General features: G+C 48.3%; 16 protein-coding genes and 1 riboswitch. Of the genes, 8 read left to right on the top strand and 8 right to left on the bottom strand.

Going from position 1 to position 21,349, the window contains the following annotated elements:
* Positions 1-7: 7 nt before the first annotated feature.
* Complete coding sequence (gene menB, locus M3N64_RS05245) at positions 8-829, bottom strand: 1,4-dihydroxy-2-naphthoyl-CoA synthase (protein ID WP_249099126.1); 822 nt, start codon at positions 827-829, stop codon at positions 8-10.
* Positions 830-1,146: 317 nt separating this feature from the next.
* Between menB and truA the strand changes: the two genes are divergently transcribed.
* Positions 1,147-1,884, top strand: a complete 738-nt coding sequence (truA, locus tag M3N64_RS05240) for a tRNA pseudouridine(38-40) synthase TruA (RefSeq protein ID WP_249099124.1) — start codon at positions 1,147-1,149, stop codon at positions 1,882-1,884.
* Here truA and M3N64_RS05235 read toward each other — a convergent pair.
* The 3 genes from M3N64_RS05235 to M3N64_RS05225 form a co-directional block, all read right to left on the bottom strand.
* Positions 1,881-3,569: an adenine deaminase C-terminal domain-containing protein gene (locus M3N64_RS05235; protein ID WP_249099121.1), complete on the bottom strand. Its 1,689-nt coding sequence runs from the start codon at positions 3,567-3,569 to the stop codon at positions 1,881-1,883. The two genes, truA and M3N64_RS05235, sit on opposite strands and share 4 nt — an antisense overlap.
* A 347-nt stretch (positions 3,570-3,916) precedes the next feature.
* On the bottom strand, positions 3,917-6,157 hold the full coding sequence (locus M3N64_RS05230) for an ABC transporter permease (RefSeq protein ID WP_249099118.1): 2,241 nt from the start codon (positions 6,155-6,157) through the stop codon (positions 3,917-3,919).
* On the bottom strand, positions 6,151-6,849 hold the full coding sequence (locus tag M3N64_RS05225; protein ID WP_249099115.1) for an ABC transporter ATP-binding protein: 699 nt from the start codon (positions 6,847-6,849) through the stop codon (positions 6,151-6,153). The genes M3N64_RS05230 and M3N64_RS05225 overlap by 7 nt, the downstream gene beginning before the upstream one ends.
* Before the next feature lie 172 nt (positions 6,850-7,021).
* Between M3N64_RS05225 and M3N64_RS05220 the strand changes: the two genes are divergently transcribed.
* Positions 7,022-7,636 (top strand): TetR/AcrR family transcriptional regulator, encoded by a 615-nt coding sequence (locus M3N64_RS05220; protein WP_249099112.1) that lies wholly within the window; start codon positions 7,022-7,024, stop codon positions 7,634-7,636.
* Here M3N64_RS05220 and M3N64_RS05215 read toward each other — a convergent pair.
* Positions 7,608-8,234 (bottom strand): DUF6944 family repetitive protein, encoded by a 627-nt coding sequence (locus M3N64_RS05215; RefSeq protein ID WP_249099109.1) that lies wholly within the window; start codon positions 8,232-8,234, stop codon positions 7,608-7,610. The genes M3N64_RS05220 and M3N64_RS05215 overlap by 29 nt on opposite strands.
* A 146-nt stretch (positions 8,235-8,380) precedes the next feature.
* Positions 8,381-9,622, bottom strand: coding sequence for an MFS transporter (locus M3N64_RS05210; RefSeq protein ID WP_249099106.1), 1,242 nt, complete (start codon positions 9,620-9,622; stop codon positions 8,381-8,383).
* Between the two features lie 706 nt (positions 9,623-10,328).
* Between M3N64_RS05210 and M3N64_RS05205 the strand changes: the two genes are divergently transcribed.
* Both M3N64_RS05205 and M3N64_RS05200 read left to right on the top strand, forming a co-directional pair.
* Positions 10,329-11,459: a branched-chain amino acid aminotransferase gene (locus tag M3N64_RS05205; RefSeq protein ID WP_249099102.1), complete on the top strand. Its 1,131-nt coding sequence runs from the start codon at positions 10,329-10,331 to the stop codon at positions 11,457-11,459.
* 321 nt (positions 11,460-11,780) lie between these two features.
* The gene (locus M3N64_RS05200; RefSeq protein WP_249099449.1) at positions 11,781-12,959 is read left to right on the top strand and encodes an aminotransferase A; all 1,179 of its coding nucleotides are present in this window, start codon (positions 11,781-11,783) and stop codon (positions 12,957-12,959) included.
* Positions 12,960-13,069: 110 nt separating this feature from the next.
* Here the strand turns inward: M3N64_RS05200 and M3N64_RS05195 are convergent, their stop codons facing one another.
* On the bottom strand, positions 13,070-13,531 hold the full coding sequence (locus M3N64_RS05195; RefSeq protein ID WP_249099100.1) for an Hsp20/alpha crystallin family protein: 462 nt from the start codon (positions 13,529-13,531) through the stop codon (positions 13,070-13,072).
* A gap of 363 nt (positions 13,532-13,894) precedes the next feature.
* Between M3N64_RS05195 and recQ the strand changes: the two genes are divergently transcribed.
* The 4 genes from recQ (at position 13,895) to M3N64_RS05175 (ending at position 19,692) form a co-directional block, all read left to right on the top strand.
* Positions 13,895-15,682: a DNA helicase RecQ gene (recQ, locus tag M3N64_RS05190; protein ID WP_249099097.1), complete on the top strand. Its 1,788-nt coding sequence runs from the start codon at positions 13,895-13,897 to the stop codon at positions 15,680-15,682.
* 451 nt (positions 15,683-16,133) lie between these two features.
* Entirely contained in the window at positions 16,134-17,369 is a 1,236-nt protein-coding gene (locus M3N64_RS05185) for an MFS transporter (RefSeq protein WP_249099094.1), read from the top strand.
* Positions 17,370-17,480: 111 nt separating this feature from the next.
* A riboswitch (Lysine riboswitch) is annotated at positions 17,481-17,657 on the top strand.
* A gap of 225 nt (positions 17,658-17,882) precedes the next feature.
* Entirely contained in the window at positions 17,883-19,280 is a 1,398-nt protein-coding gene (locus M3N64_RS05180) for an amino acid permease (protein WP_249099444.1), read from the top strand.
* Between the two features lie 85 nt (positions 19,281-19,365).
* Positions 19,366-19,692 carry a DUF1516 family protein gene (locus tag M3N64_RS05175; RefSeq protein ID WP_249099093.1) on the top strand — a complete coding sequence of 109 codons (327 nt, stop codon included), beginning with the start codon at positions 19,366-19,368 and terminating at the stop codon, positions 19,690-19,692.
* A 235-nt stretch (positions 19,693-19,927) separates the two neighbouring features.
* Here M3N64_RS05175 and M3N64_RS05170 read toward each other — a convergent pair whose 3' ends face one another.
* Complete coding sequence (locus tag M3N64_RS05170) at positions 19,928-21,121, bottom strand: aminotransferase class I/II-fold pyridoxal phosphate-dependent enzyme (RefSeq protein WP_249099090.1); 1,194 nt, start codon at positions 21,119-21,121, stop codon at positions 19,928-19,930.
* Positions 21,122-21,349: the final 228 nt, after the last annotated feature.

Genomic DNA, 21,349 nt, shown 5'->3' with positions numbered 1-21,349 from the left:
GCTGAAATCATGGAAACTTTGGAAACTTGCTGAAATCCGGATCGCGTTTTTCTTTAAATGCATCGCGTCCTTCTTTCGCTTCGTCCGTTGTGTAATACAGAAGCGTTGCGTCGCCGCCCAGTTGCTGCAGACCTGCAAGTCCGTCCGTATCCGCGTTAAACGATGCCTTCAGGAAGCGAAGGGCGGTCGCGCTTTTGGACAGCATTTCTTTTGCCCATTTAACGGTTTCTTCTTCAAGCTGATCAAGGGGTACAACCGTATTGACGAGCCCCATGTCGAGTGCCTGCTGTGCATTGTACTGACGGCACAGATACCAGATTTCACGTGCTTTTTTGTGCCCGACGATTCTTGCCAGATAGCCGGCACCGTATCCCGCATCGAAGCTGCCGACTTTGGGACCGGTCTGTCCGAAAACCGCGTTGTCGGCGGCGATCGTCAAGTCGCAAACAACTTGAAGTACATTCCCTCCGCCGATGGCATAACCGGCAACCATGGCGATGACCGGTTTCGGAATGATACGGATCAGGTGCTGCAAGTCGAGCACATTGAGACGCGGAATATTGTCTTTGCCGACATAACCGCCGTTTCCGCGTACTTTCTGATCGCCGCCCGAGCAGAATGCTTTTGTGCCGGCCCCGGTCAGAATAATGACGCCGATCGACGCATCGTCACGTGCGCGCGCAAAAGCGTCAATCATTTCAATCACTGTATTTGGCGTAAACGCATTGCGGACATGCGGTCGATTAATAGTAATTTTGGCAATCCCCTCATACGTTTCAAAGAGAATGTCTTCATAATCCCTGACTTTCTGCCATTCAATAGAGGACATAGTTCGTTCACCCAGCCTTTGAATAATCGATGAATTTGTCACCTTTTTGTCAAAAGTGCCATTCATATTGTAGCATAACTTGTCCGTACTTTCTGATACGGCGACTCTGATCCGCAATAAGAGGGAAGGAAAAAGTAACAAGCGGTTCCGAAGCTGTCAGGAAAAGCAGCGATGGTAGTGGATGGCTTTTACATGTACCTGCCTGAATCTTTGAAACCAATCACTCCGGCAGCTTAACCGATTCTGTGACAGCGGAGTTGACGCAGCCTGCTGAATAAGCGACAATTCGTGAGAGAGCACAATCAAAGGAGCATGTGATGAACAATTATAAGTTAACTATTCAGTATGACGGCGGCCGTTATAAGGGGTGGCAGCGGCTGGGCGACGGCAGGCATACCATTCAGGAAAAAATCGAACAGGTATTGGCCGCGCTGATCAATGAACCAATCGAAATCATCGGTTGCAGCCGAACAGATGCAGGTGTTCATGCCCTCGGTCAGACAGCGAATTTCAGGACGCCGAAGACATTGGAAGAAGGGCATATCTTTGACTATCTGAACCACCAGCTTCCGAAGGATATCAGTGTAATCGGCGTAACGCGCGTTCCGGAACGCTTTCATGCGCGTTATAATGCCCGGAAAAAAACATATTTATATAAAATCTGGAATGGACCGTGCAGCCATCCGTTCATGCGCAAGTACAGCATGCATGTGGAGGAACGGATGGATCTTTCTCTGATGCAGAAAGCAAGCCGCGACTTTCTTGGGTCTCATGACTTTACGGCATATGCTAACGCGAAGTCAAAGAAAAAATCGTCGGTACGCACCATTTCCGCCATTCGTTTTGATGGCCATGACGGATTTATCGATATTCGCTTAACCGGTGACGGCTTTTTGTATAACATGGCGCGAAAAATGGTCGGTACATTAATCGACATCGGGCTTGGTAAAATTCCGGCGGACGCGATTCTGAACATTCTTGAGTCAAAGCAGCGTATACAGACAGGCCGCATGGCCGATGCATGCGGTCTTTATCTGGAGAAAATTGATTATTAATGTGCAGGGGCAATGATTTTATTAGTCTTGATATCAATGAGTCCCTCTGGTGTCAGGCGAATAAAAGGAAGATGCAGCTCTGTGAGAAAGAACAGGCAGAAGAATGGGTCGTCAAATGCGAATCCGCCTTTTTTCATTTGTGCAATAAAAGTCTCGGCTTCTGCGCTTAATTCGCTGACCGGTTTTTCGCTCATTATTCCGAGCAGTTCAAGACGGATGGAAACAGTCCGTGCGTCGTTAAATTGTGCGGTGATGCCCTGAAATCCATCTTTCATCTTCCGGTACATAACGGACATCGCATTCTGATCCCGTCCGATCAGCAAAAGATCGCCGGATGCACAGTATGTGCTGCCGAGCGCCTGGAGGCTGCGGGCAAAATGTTTGATTCGCGTGCGCAAACAGGCCCCGGTCGATCTGCAGATATAGATCAGAAAACACTCGTTCTCCGCTAACGCGTGGCTCGGATCGAACGTATATGGACGGGTAATCACACTGTTTTGCAGGTCGAGACCGACCTCAGTCACCGTCCCCCATGGGCAGTCTTGAGGCAGATGCGTTCGGTCAGCGCGGTAAAAGGTGTTTGCAAAAGAAAATTCGGCCGGAGGCAGCATTTTTTTCCCATTCCGAACATGCCATCTGCCTTCAAAAAGGACACTCGTCGGGTCCGGTTCCGCCAAGGATTCGATGATATTAATATCTGCCATTCGTCCTGGGGAGAGACTGCCGGCTGTATCATCCATGCGGTAGTAGACAGCCGGATTCAAGGTCGCCATCCGGTAAGCATCCGCGGCCTGAATGCCGCATGAAATCGCATGCCTGATCATAGATGCATGGGTCGCCCGTTTTAAGAATGGAAGTGAAGCCCCGTCATTGGTCAGCATCAGCTTGGATAAATCGAGGCCGCGGTGTTTTGCCAGTTCATGCATTATTGCCGGCAGATCAGGACGGATCGATGAATAACGGATCGTTGTATAATAACCCAGATTCAAACGATGGATGACCTCATCCGCGTTCATCGCTTCGTGATCGGCAGAGATTCCGGCTGCAGCGAACAGATTCAGCGTATTGAGCGAAGATCCCGGCAGATGGCTTTCCATTCGTTTACCGGAATGGCGGACGGCAAACAGCTTTTCGCATAGATCCCGCGACCCCATTTTAAAAGGAAGCCAGTGGCTGAGTTCGCCACCCTGCATGACAAAAGGCTGGACAAGCCATTTTTCCAGTGCTTCGGTGGACGGCTCGTTTTCTTCGAAATAGGCCCACCACAGCCATGTATGCCGGCTGGTTTGATCCAGCGTTTGGACAAAGCTGTGCATGTCGCGCCCAGATAAAGAAGCAGTGGCGAAATGATTGTCATTCACCGAAATCATGGTGCCTTTTTCGGTCAGATAGCTCCCCAGCGTCAGCGGGTTATAGAGCATGAACGGATGCGCGTGCGGTTCGATATAAGCCGGCACCATAATCTGGTGACTGCTCAGGCGGCAAATCTCCGTTTTTTCCGAAATCATCGGCTCATCCGGACCGACATAAGCGATTCGGTCGCCGCTGATCCAAACATTTTCTTTTTGTACGATTCCCGAATAGACATGAAGCACAAAGGCATTGGGAAAATACATTGATGCTGGCTCTTTTTTGCGTGCGGTGTCGATCAGGCGGCGATGTGCCGCTTCATCTAATGGTTTCATAAGCTCACATCTCATTCGATAAGTTGTCTCTATTATACCGGGATGGACAAGACTTTTCATGGGATGGGGACTGCTTTATGTGGCACCTGTTTTCAGGGCATGGGGCTGTTTGGCTGATCCAGCCATTAAAAATAAGTGAAGTTCGTATTGTTCGGTTGAACTTTTCATACCTTCGTTACAACTTTGAGATTGTTGGTTACTACTTTTTTGGGCAGTTTGTTACCTTTTCTATTTTTTTCTGCCGATACCGTTTTGTGTCAAATAAAAAAAGCCCATGCAGATTCTTCCGCATGAGCTTTGTATCTTTTTCTTGTCTTAAAAACTGAGGTACTTATCTAGCAATCCTGTTATTCCATCCGCGATTTAAGAATGTCGCTCAGCGCGATATGACTGATTTTTCGTTTTCCCGCATATCGGGAAATGCCATACGTGATCAAGATGATGACAAAGCCAATGACGATGGACCAGACGCTGAAACGAACCGGAAAAGATAAGTTGGCAGATTCGCTGAATGAGCGGAACAGGCCGCCAAGAGACAGAATGATCAGTGGCACGGAGAGTGCGTAACCAAGAATGACGAGCAAGGTATTGCTGCTGAGTACCAGCGAGTATATTTCTTTCTGCTTGTATCCGAATACCTTCAGCATCGAAATGGTCTCTTTATTCTCTTCAATGATAAGCGAAGTCATGACATAAACAATAACCAGGCCGATCAGAAAAGCAATCAATGCAATCGACCCGATGGACGCCTGCATCGGCTGGATCATTGCCTTAAAACTGTTCTGTGTGTCTTTTCGACTGATCGTATTGGCGAGCTGATCGGAAGCGATGGTCAGTTTCTTATCCGACCAGACACCGTTATGGCTGCCGGACGGCAGATCAAGCAGCGCGTTCAGTTTTTCAATCGGCATATATACGGCGGTTCCGGTGTAGACCTGTGCGATTTTATCAATTTTGATTTCGTATTTTTTGTTATCCAAAGCGCTCGTGACTTTTATGGTGTCTCCTTCGTGAACAGCCAGTTTATCTGCGAGCGGCCGGGTAATGATCGTTTGGCTCAGCGAGAGACGATGTCCGTTTGAATCGGGCAGTTTCAAATAATCCGATGGATGATGGACGCCGTACACTGAAAAAAGATTTTCGGCATTTTTTGTTTTCCCTTCAGGTGCGAAGGAAAAGGCGGAATAGGCTTCACCATCGGATTCGGCGGTCGTTTTTATGCTGTTGTAAAGATAATTATATTCATAATGGTTCGCATCGCGATTGCCGTCCATCATAAACTGGATCGAATTCTGCAGACCGAAGCCAAGCAAAAGCAGCATCGAAGCAAAGGTTACGCCAAACACCATGAGCAGCGTCCTTGGCACATTTCTCACCAGTTCGCGGATTCTGAACTTGTTTTTGAAACGCAGACCGTTCAGGTGCAGATGCCGCTCCAGAAAACCGGTTTTGCTTTTCTTTTTGCCGCCGCGCATGAGTTCAAGTGGTGACATCCTGAGTGCCCGGTGAATCACCAGCCAGGTGACCGGAACAAGCAGCAAGGCAGGAAGCAGAATACTGAGCAGCAGAGCCGACGGATTCCAGTTCATCGTGATGATCGGAACATTAAAATAACCGACAAAAAATTGAAGCATCGGGTTAACGGCGATCAAACCGATGGCCGTACCTAGTACGCTGCCAATGAATGAGACGATCCAGGCATAGGATAAATAGTGCCGCATAATTTCCCGTCTCTTGTATCCCAATGCGTAAAGAGTGCCAATCTGAACAAACTCGGTCTTCAGGGTTCGCCAGAGGACGATGCTGACCAGCGCGCATGTCAGCAAAAGAATCGCGATCGGAAGAGAACCGGTCATTCCCTGTATGCTCTTGATTTTCTCATTAACAAATAGAATGCGCGGGTTGTTCGTGCTGTCCAGCCATCCGGTCACTCGATTCGTGCGATTAACTGCTCGTTTGAAGGCACGTTTATCAGCATTGTGGTCAAAGTGCGCGCTGTATGAGGCAGCGCCATTATTCAATTGTCTGAATGCTTTTTCAGAGATGACACCGATTCCGAACTGTTTGCTGTCGGAGAAGAGGTCGCTCTCGCTTTTTAAAGGATACATATAATCCGGAAGCACCATGAATCCGGCAATTTTAAATTTCTGGTCGCCAATCATCCATGAATCGCCAACTGACAGATCCTGCGCCTTGGCGAAACTCGGATCAAGAAGAATCTCGTCTGTTTTCCGAATCGCATGTCCCTTCTGAATAAACGGTTTATTGACACGATCGGATGGACTGAACAGACGCAGTGTTGTGTCATGATCGAAAGAAGCATCAAAGCTCAGGCGCTTTTCGAGGCGCATGTGATAGGTTTTTTCCAAGCTCTCCAGATTATTGAGTGGTTTCTGCACAGTAAAATGAGCGTTTTCCTGAACATTTTTTTTCTGAAAATCCCGATTATTAGTGTCCAGATTAGCACTTAAAATGCTGAAGAGTGTGAAGATCATGCAGCTGAGTATGATCAGGACGATCGAACCGATATATTGTGATTTATGCTCGGCCATCGTTCGCTTGACTTTTCGGTTCAGCACCATTACCATTCAATCCTTTCTGCCGGAATTTTTTCTTCATTGATCCAAGACTCGGTGATTTCACCGCTCCGAATGCGGACAACCCGGTCCGCGATTCCGCTGATCGCATTATTGTGCGTAATGATCAGAATGGTCGTGCCGAGGGTCTTATTAATTTTTTCAAGAAGCGCCAGAATGTCCTTGGATGTCTTATAGTCAAGCGCGCCAGTCGGTTCATCACAGAGCAGCAGTTCAGGATTTTTGGCGACCGCGCGGGCAATGGATACGCGCTGCTGCTGACCGCCGCTCAATTCGCGTGGGAATCGTTTTTTCTTATCTGTAAGGCCGACCGCGCGCAGAATATCATCGACTTTCATCGGATGTGCGCTGATATTGGTGGCGACTTCCACATTTTCTTCAACAGTAAGGTTAGGAATCAGATTATAGAACTGAAAAATGAATCCGACCGATGCTCTTCGATAGAGCGTCAGTTCCTTGCTGTTCATGCCGGTAATGACTTTGCTGCCGATTTTGACAGTGCCGCTGTCCGCACTGTCGACGCCGCCGATCACGTTCAGTAATGTGGATTTGCCCGAACCGGAAGGACCGAGAATCACACCGATTTCCTTGCGTTCAAGCGTAAAATCAACGTCGGTCAAGGCCTGAAACACCACATCACCAGTGTGATACGTTTTATTTACTTGATTAATCTCAATGAACATAAATGATACCTCCAATAATTATATTGTGAACATATAATGTTCTGTCCGTTCAAAATATACAACAAATCACTTTAATAATCAATACATAATGAACTATTTTTATTAATTGTGTTAACAAAATAGATTGTGGTAAAATAAAAATATCATTAACCAAGAAGGATGAAACGATGGTATGGATGGATACAAGAGACGAGCGGAGAAAACGAAGGAGCGGATTAAACAAGCGGCGTCCGAACAGTTTGCCATTTTTGGAATTGAAAAGGTAACGATGCGTGATATTGCGGCGAAAGCCAGTGTGTCACCGGTCACTGTCTATAAATATTTTGATAATAAGGACGTGCTTCTTGAGCAGATGCTGGACGATTTCGCGAAGGGGGCCCTTGCGTTCTTTGATCAGCTTTTATCTGAAGATCTGCCCTTCCCGGAAAAAATCAATAAGGTTTTCCAGTATACAGCAGATAAGAAAAAAATATTTAATGACAATTATTTTAAAAAACTTTACTATGCGCATTCAGAAAATGTTCAGCAGACAAACGAACAGTATTTGAAGCCTGTATATGGCAAGCTGCTGCAGTTGATTGAGCAGGGAAAAGCAGAGCATTACGTTGACCCCGGACTTTCGGAGAAATCAATCTTCTTCTTCATGCAAATGCTGATTGACACATTTTCTGATCGGGACAAAGCGATGGCGGTCGATGAATCGATGAGAATCGATTTGACACAGATCTTTTTCTACGGATTGGCGGGTCCGGGGCGGTTTAAACGTTCGGACAGAGAAGAGCTGTAAGGTGCGGCGTATATTGATCATTGGGAGCTGTCTGTGGACGCATTGCGTGTTGATCATTTCGGTCCAATGTCGCGAGAAAACACAGAAGCGCGCCAAGAGCCTGTACCCAGCTGCCGGCAAAGTCAATTTTTTGGGCACGGTCCGTACTGAATGAATGATTCAGCTGGAAAATGGTTGCGACCGCCTGCAGCGTGTTCCCCGCAATCTGCAGCAGGTTGCCCGTGACGGAAAGCGCGGCCGCACGATTTCGATCTGCTGATTCCAGATCTGATTGCAGCGACAGAGAACCCCCAAGGGCCTGCAGTGAATTGCCAATGATGATCGGACGGAGACTGTTCGGGACGTTTCCGTTAATAAGCGAGCCATAGATCACCAGTGAATTTCCAAGAGCCTGCGTGGTACCGCCAAACGCATCCATTCCTTCACTTATCTCTGCATCCAGAGCATTTCCAGCTGCCTGGAGGGCATTGCCGACAATGCTCAATCCGTTTTTGGCAGCGGTGGAAAGCATAATCTGAGGCGTGGCACCGATTGCGGCAATGATGGTACCTGCTGCATTGATCAGAGCGTATGCCGCCTCATCGGTTTGTCTGCTCATCGTCTCCCTCCTCACTCTTAATTACATTTTATTCATCAAATAATGTCTGCCGCGTAAATAAGTGAAGAAAAAATGATACCATGCAAAAAGCGCCTGTCCGAAAGAATCCGAACAGGCACTTTTTGCATGGATTTTCAGCAAGCGATTTATTTGAAACGTGCGCGTTTGAAGGCGAAAGCAGGCCGCCGCCGATGCAGCATGAATGCAAGCGGACGAAGACTTTTTCCACTGCGCAGGGCGTTAATCAAAAGCAAAAAGAATAGATAGCCAGTCGCAATGCCGACGATAAACCAGAGCGTCACTGGCATGCCAGCCTGATCGATCGCGATACCGGTCAGAGCCGGAAAGACCGCAGAGCCAAGTCCTGATAGTCCGGAGATCACCGGTGTGACCAGATGGGCACTGCCCGGAATCGAATAGTTGGCATAGACCAGTGTGATGGAATAGATGCCAGACATCATCAGGCCAAGCATGCCGACAAAGACATAGCCGAGCAGCGCATTCTGCAGGAGAATGAACAGAATGAGCGAGACAATCGCGCCGTAAATATTGATCTGTAAATAGGCGCTGTAAGTCAATTTACGAATGATTACTGAAGTCAGCGCACGTCCGATCACCATCGCGCCCCAGAAAATGCCGACACTGATTGAAGCAAGATCGGCAGCCTGACCGAGGTAATTCATAAAGATTGATGACATGAAATTGTTCAGGCTGCCTTCAAGACCGCCGTACAGGAAGACAATGAACGCGAACAGCCCGAGCACGACCCATTTCATCTGGGCGCTGAGCGGACGCTGAGCATTGCCTGATCCGGAAGCATCAAGCGGTTCGCCCTGATCCACTACCTGGCTGGTATAGGAAATACGTGTCCAGATAAGGGCGAGCAGGACGGCAAGAACGGCTGTGAGTACAAAGAGATAACGCCAGATGCCGTGCGCAATAAAAAAGCTTGCCAGAAGCGGCATCGCGAAGGCTCCAAGACCGAACGAAACCTCCAGATAGCTCATGGCAACGGCCTGCCGTCCGACGAAAACTTCGATGAACAGCGTCGCAATGATAATGCCGATCGCGGCCGAACCAACACTGTTCATGAAGTAAAGAGCCATGAACAGCGGGAATGGCGGGAGCAGAAGAATACTGAACTGTGCCATGGCAATGATAAGCGTGGCGATAATCAGGATCGGTTTTGGTGAAAAACGATGGCTCAGCCAGGAAGTAAGCAGAACACCCGCCAGAAAACCGATGGCACCTGTGAAAATCAGTTTTCCTCCGATTGTATAGGATAGATGATAATAGTTAAGCAGCTCGGGCAACACCGATCCAATAGAGATGGCAGTAAGTCCGGTTAGAAAATATAAGGCGCAAGCCGCAAATGTAAATGGGCGCATAGCAGGCGCTCCTTTCCAAAAGAATGGTGAAAACAAAGGATTTATTGCCCCATTTACCGCTTTCTTTCAGCCAGTCAGCCTTTCAGTGACTTCCTTAAGATGCGAAAGCATGTATTTTCTGCAAATGGGTCAATAACAGTGACGAACCACACAGTCTTTTATCAAAGTCAAAAGAGTTATAAAGAAGCGCCGTCACAGGGCCATGCGCTCTTTCAAAGATAAGAAAAGAAAAATCGGACCTGTACAAAAGGGACAGCCATCGGTTCGGACTAAGGGAAAACGGGCAGCTGCAATGTTTTAACTGCTCAGAATTTGACGGTGTCAGCCCCTCCCTATTGAATCTTAACCAGGAACTTGTTTTTTTCAGTCAACGCCAATCATTGTAGCAGGATCGATGGACATTGAGAAGAGGTTTTGCTCATTTTTTTGCACTTTATTTTTCTATAAAATAAATGGGAGAAATGTTCCCACATACTCGGTAATTTGCTGTCATATTAAATGTCTGATCCGGATGAGAAGGTACTGGAATCAGAGTGAATCGGGATGCTGTGCTGATCAGGAATGACCGTCTGAATGGCGAAGCATATTAATTATGAAGAAAGCCGGTATGCTGGAACAGGATTCGGCTGTGCAAAGGCATATGGCGTATTGCATGGTGGATTGCTATAATCAATTTAGGAAAACAAATATTAGGAGGCTTCGAATCATGGGGCAGTCAATCACATTCCATAAAGCAGATAAGCTGAAACCAAAGCCTGACGGCAGTAAACCACTTGGCTTTGGCAAGTTCTTTACGGATTACATGTTCGAGATGGACTATTCAATGGAGGAAGGCTGGCATGACGCACGCATCGTTCCCTACGGTCCGATCTCACTTGATCCGGCAGCAACGATTTTCCACTATGGCCAGGAAGTGTTCGAAGGAATGAAAGCATATCGGACAGAGGACAAGCGTATCCTGCTGTTCCGTCCGGATAAGAATATGGAGCGTATGAACCAGTCATGTGCGCGGCTGAACATTCCGGAGATTGACGAGCAGTTCGTCATTAAAGCCATAAAGCAACTGGTTGCCATCGAGGAAAAATGGATTCCGAATGAACCGGGTCAGTCGCTGTACATACGACCTTTCATCATTGGTACGGATCCTGCACTTGGCGTGCATCCATCCTCTACTTATAAACTTTTGATTATTCTGTCCCCAGTCGGTTCCTATTTCGGTGATTCAATGAGCCCGGTGAAAATTTATGTGGAGGATGAATATGTTCGTGCGGTAAAAGGAGGCGTCGGTTACGCGAAAACCTCGGGAAATTACGCGGCCAGCCTTAAGGCGCAGACCAAATCCGAAGAACTGGGCTTCGATCAGGTGCTCTGGCTTGACGGAGTGGAACATAAATACATTGAAGAAGTCGGAAGTATGAACATTTTCTTCAAAATTGATGATGAAGTGTGGACCCCGGCACTGAATGGAAGCATTCTGCCAGGCGTGACCCGTGCGTCCGTTATCGAACTGCTCCAGCACTGGGGCGTGACCGTTAAGGAAAAGAAAATTTCTGTAAATAAGCTGTTCAAGAAAGCGGAAAAGCAGCAGCTCAAAGAAGTATTCGGCACCGGAACGGCAGCCGTTATTTCTCCGGTCGGATTTTTGAAGTGGAACGATAAAGTGATTAAGGTCGCAAACGGCAAAACCGGCAAGCTCTCGCAAAAGTTATATGACACGCTGACCGGTATCCAGAACGGAAAGATTAAGGACGAGTTGCACTGGATACAGGAAGTAAAGACAGACAAACAGGAAGGCGCAAAGGAGAAAGAAGAGGAAAAAACAGCGACGGTCGAATGACTTCGCGTGCATACAAAGCCTTCGCGTGATCGAAGCGCGCGGGCTTTTTCTCTATATAAAGCTGTGTTTAAATTAAATAGTGTTTTTCTGACAGGTAAAGAAAATATAAGATTTTAGCTAAGCATAAAAGTGTACGCCAGATACGAAAGTGCGCTGGCGCCTGCAGGACCCTGCAGATTCCAGCTTGTCCGGGGAGGCTCGCGGTGCCCCGCGGTAAGCGAGCAGCTGGAGTGTCCGCCAGCCAGGTACAGGATCTGCGGCAATGGACCAGGCTTTGCCTGGCCTTTCTAAATATAAGGAGTGTGAGGCGGCGTGACGACGATGAAAGATCGGATCAACGGGCGTGTACAGGCCATCCAGATCAGTGGTATTCGCCAGTTTTTTAATAAAGTGAAGGATTATCCGGGCACGGTTCAGCTGACGATCGGCCAGCCGGATTTTGCGACACCGGCACATGTAAAGGATGCGGGTAAGGCGGCCATTGATCATGACAGAACGACTTATACGGCAAACGCGGGCTTGCTTGAGCTGAGACGGGCAGTCAGCGATTATGTTGCGGAAAAATATCAGCTGCACTATGATCCCGAAACGGAAATTATAACGACCGTCGGTGCAAGCGAAGCGCTTGATCTGGCATTCCGCACATTGCTTGAGCCTGGCGATGAAGTCATCCTGCCGGGTCCGGCCTATCCAGGGTACGCGGCACCGATCACACTTGCCGGAGGTATCCCTGTTTATATTGATACGCGGACAACCGATTTTAAGATGACGGCGGAGCAGATACAGCGGCATCTGACGAAAAAAACAAAAGCGGTGATTCTTCCTTATCCATCCAATCCGACCGGCTGTGTGCTGAGTGAAATGGAAGTGGCCGCCATTGCCAGCGTGCTGAAAAAAGCGCCGGTATTCGTTGTCTCAGATGAGATATACAGTGAGCTGACCTATGGGCGGAAGCATGTCTCAATCGCACGCTTTCCCGGCATGAAGGAGAAAACGCTGGTTATTAACGGGTTGTCCAAATCACATGCGATGACCGGTTGGCGAATGGGCTACGTGCTGGCGGATCAGCCGATTGCCGATGAATTGATCAAGGTGCACCAGTACGGAGTCTCCTGCATCACGAGCATCACACAGTATGCAGCAATTGAAGCGCTGACACGAGGGAAAAATGACGCCGTGCCGATGCGCGATGCGTACGAGAAACGTTTAAATTATGTGATGGACCGGCTGGAGGCGATGGGCATTGAAATTGTCCGTCCATCCGGTGCTTTCTATGTATTCCCATCTATTCAAAAATTCGGGCTGCCGTCAGAGACATTCGCTCTTCGGCTGCTGGAGGAGGAACGGCTGGCGGCGGTTCCGGGAAGCGCATTTTCATCATACGGCGAAGGTTATCTGCGCTTATCCTATGCCTATTCAATGGATGTGTTAAAAGAAGGGCTGGATCGGCTGGAGCGCTTCGTTACTTCCCTGAATGAAACGGGCGGGGCAGGTTTCTGAACAATAAGAACGGCATGAAAATGTGTCGCAGACCTCTGAGAAAAGTGAAGCCAGTGCAGTGCCTGCACTAAGAAAGGACCGGAACGATTCACGTTCCGGTCCTTTCTTTTTTACCCGATGGAAAGCCTGTGGCCGATTTTCGGTTTCTTCGGACCATGGACTTTCAGAATACCATTAACGTATGAAGCCTGCGTGTGTGCTCGGTCGATAGCGTAAGGGACGGTAACGATACGCTCGGCATGATCGAAGCGGTGTTCATGCTGATACATGCCGGTTTCCTGATGCTGCGACTCCATTTCCACATCATTTTCCACAGAAATTTTCACCTTGTCGCCAAGCAGTTCGATATGAATGTTGTTGCGGTCTGCTCCAGGCAGCTCGGCTTCAACGACCCATTCATCTTTTGTTTCATACAGCCTGACCGGAAATCCGGCAAACGAGTGACTGCTGAAAAAGTCATCAATGGATTTCAATACGTCGCCAAAGGGGTTGCCCTGAAAAAAGGCATCAATGTCATTCATCAGGTTTCTTCGTTTTGGGAGCTGCGGCTCCTGAGAATCCTTGCTGTCCAATATGATTCCTCCTCTGGATGCTTATCTACCAACAACATATGAATGGACATGGTTTTTGTTTCATTGTTTTTCGTCAATTCAATCGAAGGCCTCCCTGATAGAAGGATCTCCGCCTGCTGCGGATACAAGCGGTGGTGCAGACGTGGATCGGCCTGCGTATTGAGCAACTTTTTTATTATGGTAAGATGAAATTAGTTTCGTGAAGAATCCATTAAAGAACCATGTGGTCTTTGATACGGATTGGCGTATTTGTGAGAAGGATGAACATTTCACGTTTCGGCTTGCTGAAAAAAGAGATGGAAAATGTACAGCAAAGTTTAACAACTCTATAAAGCAATTATAGAGAGAAAGGTGGTTTCATTGATGATGGACGCGGCACTTCAGGCACTGAAACAGTATTTTGGCTATGACCGATTCAGAACGGGTCAGGACCAGATCATTTCCCGAATATTAAACGGTCAGGATACGGTCGGCATCATGCCAACCGGCGGAGGAAAATCGCTCTGCTACCAGATCCCCGCGCTGCTGTTTCCAGGTGTGACGCTCGTCATTTCGCCGCTCATCTCCTTAATGAAGGATCAGGTGGATGCGCTTAAGGATGTCGGTATTCAGGCGACATTTATTAATAGTTCGCTGACTTTCTCTGAAACGAATGAACGGCTTTCGGCTGCGGCACAGGGAATTTATAAGCTCGTCTATATTGCGCCTGAGCGGCTGGAAGTCTCAGGTTTTGTTCGTATTCTTGAACACATGCATGTGTCGCTTGTTGCGATTGATGAAGCGCATTGTATCTCGCAGTGGGGGCATGATTTTCGCCCAAGCTATCGCGCAATCCCGGCGATGATTGACCGATTTGCCCGCCGTCCGGCAGTGGTTGCGCTGACGGCAACCGCAACACCGAGAGTAACCACGGATATCCGAAAATTGTTCGGGATTGAAGCGGAAGGCGTAGTGGCCACCGGATTCGCACGTGACAACTTGAATTTCCAGGTGGTTCGCGGTCAGAGCGCGGATGTTTTTTTGCTGGATTACTTGCGGAAAAATCGTGATCAGCCGGGCATTGTCTATGCGGCAACACGTAAAGAGGTAGACCGTCTGTATGCACGGCTGACTCAACAGGGGCTCGCGGTTGGCCGCTATCACGCCGGACTTTCCGAAAAGGAACGTGCCGCAAGTCAGGAGCAGTTTCTTTATGACGATCTGACCGTATTAGTTGCGACCAACGCCTTTGGAATGGGCATTAACAAAAGCAATGTGCGCTTTGTCATTCACTACAATATGCCGCGCAATATTGAAGCTTATTATCAGGAGGCGGGCCGTGCCGGGCGCGACGGTGAAAAAAGTGACTGTATCTTATTGTTTGCACCGCAGGACATCCGTCTTCAGAAATTCTTCATTGATCAGTCGGACATGGATGAAACGCTGAAACAGGCGGAATATCATAAGCTGGAGCAAATGATCGGCTACTGCCATACGGAAACCTGTCTTCAGGCATATATCCTGCGTTACTTCGGCGAACGGAATCCGTCCGGCTGCGGCCATTGCGGTAATTGTCTTGATACGAGAGAGAAGACGGATGTGACCGTCAACGCGCAGAAGGTGCTCTCTTGTGTGAAACGGCTGCGTGAACGGTACGGCAAAATAATGGTGGCCAAGGTACTTGCCGGGGCATCGGAACAAAAACTGCGTTCGCTTCATCTTGACCGTCTGCCAACATATGGCATCATGAAAGAGCAGACGCAGAAACAGATCGGCGAATTTATTGATTTTCTGACTGCAGAACAATATCTGGTGCAGCAGGGCGGCGCCTATCCGGTCCTGGCGCTTGCCGAACGGTCATTGCCTGTGCTCAAAGGCGAGGCGCGGGTTTTAAAGAAAGGGCATATTCGCGCAGAACGCTTGGCCGTAGACGACGCGCTTTTCGAGGTGTTGAAGCAGGTGCGTAAAACGCTGGCACAAAAGGAATTTGTGCCGCCATATATTATTTTTTCCGATCAGTCGCTGCGCGAAATGAGTGCTCGTCTGCCGGCAACGGATCATGATTTTCTGATGATCAAAGGTGTCGGCCAGCAAAAACTGGAAAAATACGGACACGCCTTTATGCAGGCAATAGCTGGCTACCAGGCAGAACAAAAGAATGCGGTGAACTGATTGGTTTCGCTTTTGAAAATTTCTGTGTACAATAGAAAGAATAAAATTTTTAAGGAATCCAGTGACTTTGCGGGTTAAGCAAGTATAAGATCCTGCTTCGTGTCCAATCAATTAAACGATGGTTTAGCCGAGCATCAAATCAGAGATGCGTGAAGTCTGCGAGATTGGCATTGTTGCTGCGTGCCAGCAAGACCCGGCAGATTCCTCTTGCCCGAGGAGGCCTGCGGGTGCATCTGCGGCAAGCGAGCAGCCGCAGCGGTGCAGACCCAAAGGCATAAATCAATGAATTACGATTGAAGACTGAGTTTTCTAATGACGCATGATACGTATGGAGTGATTGAAATATGTGAACCAGTCATTATTAATACCTTGACTTTTAATCAGCGCTGAGATGAGCACCGAAGTTCCTCGTCTTTTTTGTGCTGCACTTAGAACAGAAAGGAACTTAATAATGACAAAACAACATGCGTTCAGATATCTTTGGATTGGGCAGTCCTTGTCCAATTGCGGCGATGTGTTTTATATCGTTGGCCTGATGACGGTTATGTATGCCGTTACCCGTTCGGCGATGTTCATGACGCTCATTCCCTTTTTAATGACGTTCATAAGGTTTATCAGTGGCATTTTGGCACCCTTGATTCTGGATCGATTGGGGTTAAAAGAGGCTCTGGTTTGTTCGCAGATCGGCAAGTCTTTTTTTCTGCTGCTTATGGCACTTGCCCTAACGTTTCACGGATTTGGCCCCGATTTTCTTATCGTTTTCTTTTTCGTTGTCTGTATCGGATTTCTTGATGGGTGGGCTTCTCCGGCTCGAAATGCAATGGTTCCGCTGCTTATTGACCGGGAACGATTGGTCAAAGCCAACGGTTTTTTGTCTCTGCTTGACCAATCGATTAATTTAAGCGGTTGGGCATTCGGCGGGATACTGGCGGCTTTCATAGGAGGTGGGCAGCTTGTCTGGGTTACTTTTTTCCTTTTTGTCCTGTCAACCGTTTGCATGTGCATGATCAGGATTGACACTGCATTCCATACTTTTAACCGAACGGATTCATCGGTTGGAAAATTGAAGATTATGGTTGAAGGATGGCATGCGATCTGGCGTAGTCCCGCTTTGCGCGTCATCAGTATTTCAGAGACGATTGGGAACGTTAGCTCAGTCGTCTGGATGGCTGCTATTGTGCTGGTATTTGTGCACCAGGCATTGCACGTTAATGCGTCGTGGTGGGGATTTATAAATTTCAGCTTTTTTGCCGGCCTTATTATTGGCGGATCAATCTGCGTGAGATTCTCTGCTTCTATCCATACACATTTAAAAGTTGCCGCATTAACAGGCTTGTTTATGACGGGCGCGGCTACCCTGTTCTTTGGATGGAACACCTATCCTTTACTTGCGTTAATGATTTCCGCTGCAGTAGGGCTTTTTGAACAGCTGAAGAATGTAGCCTTTGAGACGCTCATTCAGACAAATACGAAATCGAATTTGCTGGCAAAAGTTTACTCCGCCCAAGATGCGCTGTATGCATTGTCGTATGGCCTGGCGACGGTGCTTTTTGGCTGTCTCATTGATAAAATCGGTGTTCAGTTCGTTTTTACCTTGTCGGGCGTGCTTTTATTTATTTCATTTATGTACGCTGCAGGTTTCAGAAGATATCTGACTGAGCCTGCACATGTCGGCGCACACGAATAATTCAGTTGGTGCATTTCATGACTTGTTTGAAGATTGTTCCGGTTGCCAACCCATTTTAATAACGGTAAAATAAAATCTGTTGTCAAAAAACAACATCTCCTCGCAACATGCGGAGGGGGTAGAGGCGCGGCAGTTATGAGAAGCGCACCCGAAGCGAAGGGAGGCTGGACGGTGCGTGTAAGGAACTGCTGCCGAAGTGCTTTCGGTTCCCTTACCGAAGGTGCTGGGTCCGTTTCCGAAAGGGACGGGACTGTCACATGCATGAGCATGTGGTGTGCTATCGGGGAAGCTGCGTGTGGAGTGAGTGGATCAAATGACTTGAAGCGGATCTCATTAACTTTACTTTGAATATGTTCGCCCGTTTGAGAGCATCACGATGCCTGAAACGGGCGATTTTTATTTCCATTCATCAAAGCGGCATCATTCCCCCGAAATACAGAGAGGGAGAGAGAGAAAGTGAAGCAAGAAAAGAACAATCAATTACGGCGGGGATTGAAGTCACGCCATTTGACGATGATCGCGCTTGGCGGCGCGATTGGTACGGGCCTGTTTCTCGCGAGCGGCAACGCGATTTATTCTGCTGGTCCGGGCGGCGCACTGCTTGCTTATGGATTAACCGGCATCATGGTCTATTTTTTAATGACCAGTCTTGGAGAACTGGCGACGTATATGCCGACAAGCGGGTCGTTCAGCACTTATGCCACGCGTTTTGTCGAACCGGCTTTCGGGTTCGCGCTCGGTTGGAATTACTGGTACAATTGGGCGATCACGATTGCAAGTGAATTGTCGGCGGCAACGCTGATCATGAAATTTTGGTTTCCGCACAGTCCGTCGATGCTTTGGAGCGGCCTGTTTCTGCTGATTATTTTTTTACTGAACGCGCTGACGGTCAAAGGATACGGCGAATCGGAATACTGGTTTGCCTTTATCAAAGTCGCGACGGTGATTGTTTTTATCGTCCTCGGATTGTTGATGATTTTCCGTGTTCTTGGCGGCGGTGTCTCCGGGTTTTCAAATTTTAACGTTGGTGATGCACCGTTTCACGGCGGTTTTCTGGCGGCATTCGGTGTTTTTCTCGCTGCGGGCTATTCTTTCCAGGGAACCGAGCTGCTCGGTGTCAGTGCAGGAGAAAGTGAGCATCCGGAGAAAAATGTGCCTAAGGCCATGAATACGATTTTCTGGCGTATCCTGCTCTTTTATATTCTGGCGATTTTTATCATTGCAATGATTATTCCTTATACGAATCACAATTTATCGGCTACGGATTCGGTGATGGTCAGCCCATTTACCCTTGTTTTTCAGCGAGCGGGTCTTGCTGTTGCGGCTTCGGTTATGAATGCAGTCATCCTGACAGCCGTACTGTCTGCGGGAAATTCCGGCTTATATGCTTCAACGCGCATGCTTTATGCTTTGGCTAAAAAAGGCAAGGCACCACGATTTCTTGGTTATGTGACGAAGCACGGCATTCCTATCTGGTCACTCGTGGTGACAGCGGCATTCGGACTGCTCGCGTTTCTGGCTTCTGGTTTCGGTGACGGCATCGTCTACAGCTGGCTGCTCAGTGCGTCAGGTATGTGCGGATTTATTGCCTGGCTCGGCATTGCGGTCAGTCACTATCGTTTTCGCCGCGCGTACATTGCGCAGGGCGGGAAGCTCAGTGAACTGCCTTGTCGTGCCAGATGGTTCCCCTTTGGCCCGCTGTTTGCGTTTGCTGTCTGCATGGTAGTTGTGATCGGGCAGAGCTTCGGCGCTTTTTCTGGTGGTCAGATTGATTGGGGCGGCATCATTGCGGCTTATATCGGTATTCCGATTTTTCTTGCTGTATGGCTGATTGCAAAGTGGAAGATGAAGGCGAAGCTGATCCCGCTTGATCAATGTGATCTGTCGCGCCATTCGGATCAGCAGGATTAAGGGCCTGTACTGGGAAAAGCATGAGGACATGATAAAATAGAGGCAGAAGAGTTTTGTATGATTCATACAGAAAAGGGGAAAATCGATGCATGCTTTGCTGCAAATCCACGGCCTTGTCTGGGGCCTGGTCGTCATTTTCTTTATCTTAAGCTATGTTTTGCCCAATCAGAAAATATGGAGCATGATTCTGCGGCTCACCTACCTGGTTATGATCGTAACTGGTATTGCGATGCTCTTCCTGATCCATTTCCCGCTTATGCCGACGATTAAAGGTGTGCTTTCCTTTGCACTGATCGGCCTGATGGAAGCGGCAATGGGTAAGCGAAAGCGCGGTGAATCATCTGCCGTACTGCTGATTCTGATTGCCGCGCTGCTGATCGTGATTGTGCTTATGGGCTATCGCGTGATATAAAGGCTTTTTTGAGTATCCACTAGAAAATCTTGCTTCACCAGGACTCTGGCGAAGCCGCAGGATGCGTCTCTAAAGCGGATCATGAATGCTTCTTATTGGCGTAAAAAAAGAACTTATCCCTCGGGAAAAGTTCTTTTTTTACTACAGAGAAAGTTTAAAATTCAGCGGGTTATAGTTATAAGTGTGACGGCGTCTTTGCCTTCGCCAGAGGCCTGGCAAAACCGAGTTTTCTAATCTAGTTCTGTATCGGTATTTCATCAAGTATGCCTGAAGCTTTGATCCGTTCTGCGGCTTCCCGCAGACGCGCTTCCGGTTCCAGAAGCCCCGCACGGACAAATTGATCGCCGTGGGTGCCAAATCCTGCACCGGGGGCGACGGCAACATGTGCGCGCCTGAGCAGCGTATCGGCAAATGTCTCGGACGTATAGCCATCCGGGACTCTGAACCAGCAGAAAAACGACCCTTTGGGCGCCTGCACGTCCCAGCCGATGGCACGTATGCCGGAGACGAGTATATTGCGTCGCCGTTCATAGAGTGCGCACAGATTCTGAACGGATTTCTGCGACCCAAGCAGAGCTGCTGCCGCCGCGTCCTGAATGGCACTGGGGACATCAGAATGGTCGATATCGTGGAAACGGCTGAGCGCACGGATGATCGAAGCATTGCCCACTGCAAAGCCAATTCGGAATCCGGCCATATTATAAGTTTTCGATAATGTATAAATTTCAATGCCCTGCTCTTTGGCACCAGGCGTCTGGAGAAAGCTCAGCGGACGCTTGCCGTCAAAACCAAAGGCGGCATAGGCAAAGTCATGAACGACAGGGATATGCCGTTCCTTGGAAAAGCGCACTGTCTCTGCAAAAAAATCCTTTGTTGCCATGGCTCCGGTCGGATTGTTCGGATAATTCAGCATGAGCAGACGCGCTTTTTGCAGCACATGATCGGGAATGGTCCGATAATCAGGAAGAAATCCGTCTTTAGCATGTACGGGAATCCCATACGTGTCTGCCCCTGCAAGCTGCGGACAAACGTAGTAGAGCGGATAGGCGGGGTCAGTGGTCAGCATCACTTCGCCTGGGTTCAGCATGGCCTGCGGCAGTGCCGAAATGGCGATTGTCGCACCATCAAACACAGTGACCTCCGTTTCAGGATCAATGGAGACACCGTATTCCCGCTGATAAAAAATACTGACCGCTTTTTTGAGTGTCATTTTTCCGCCTGCAGGCGGATAGCCTTGATTTTTATGAAGCTGAGCTGCCTCATTCATCGTTTCAATAATCGGCATGGGTGTTGGCTGATCAGGGCTTCCGGTATGGAGGTGGATGACATCTATGCCTTGCTTTACAACCGAATCGATCTTTTGATCCATACGGGTAAAATAATTGGCGGGAAGTGATTGAACAAGCCGAGATGGGATGAATTCAGCCATAAATACCCCTCTTTCTTTCCGTACTTTCTATAAACTATGGCCGCAACTGAAAAACCGTGCATTCCTTGCGGCCGGTTGCCGCTTCTCTGCGAATCTCGCAGTACATTTAATCATAACCTTTTTTTCTCTTTGAATCTATATGAATGCGGGCACTCTTCGGCACCTGCTGAATAAACTGGAGTGAAATGCCTATGCATGTGCGGCGGTTTTCTCTGCAAATCAGGTATA

It is taken from the genome of Sporolactobacillus mangiferae, from assembly GCF_023336505.1.
GTDB classification, from domain to species: domain Bacteria; phylum Bacillota; class Bacilli; order Bacillales; family Sporolactobacillaceae; genus Sporolactobacillus; species Sporolactobacillus mangiferae.
Note: the sequence above shows the minus strand (reverse complement) of the source record. Positions and strands in the feature narration are given on the sequence as shown.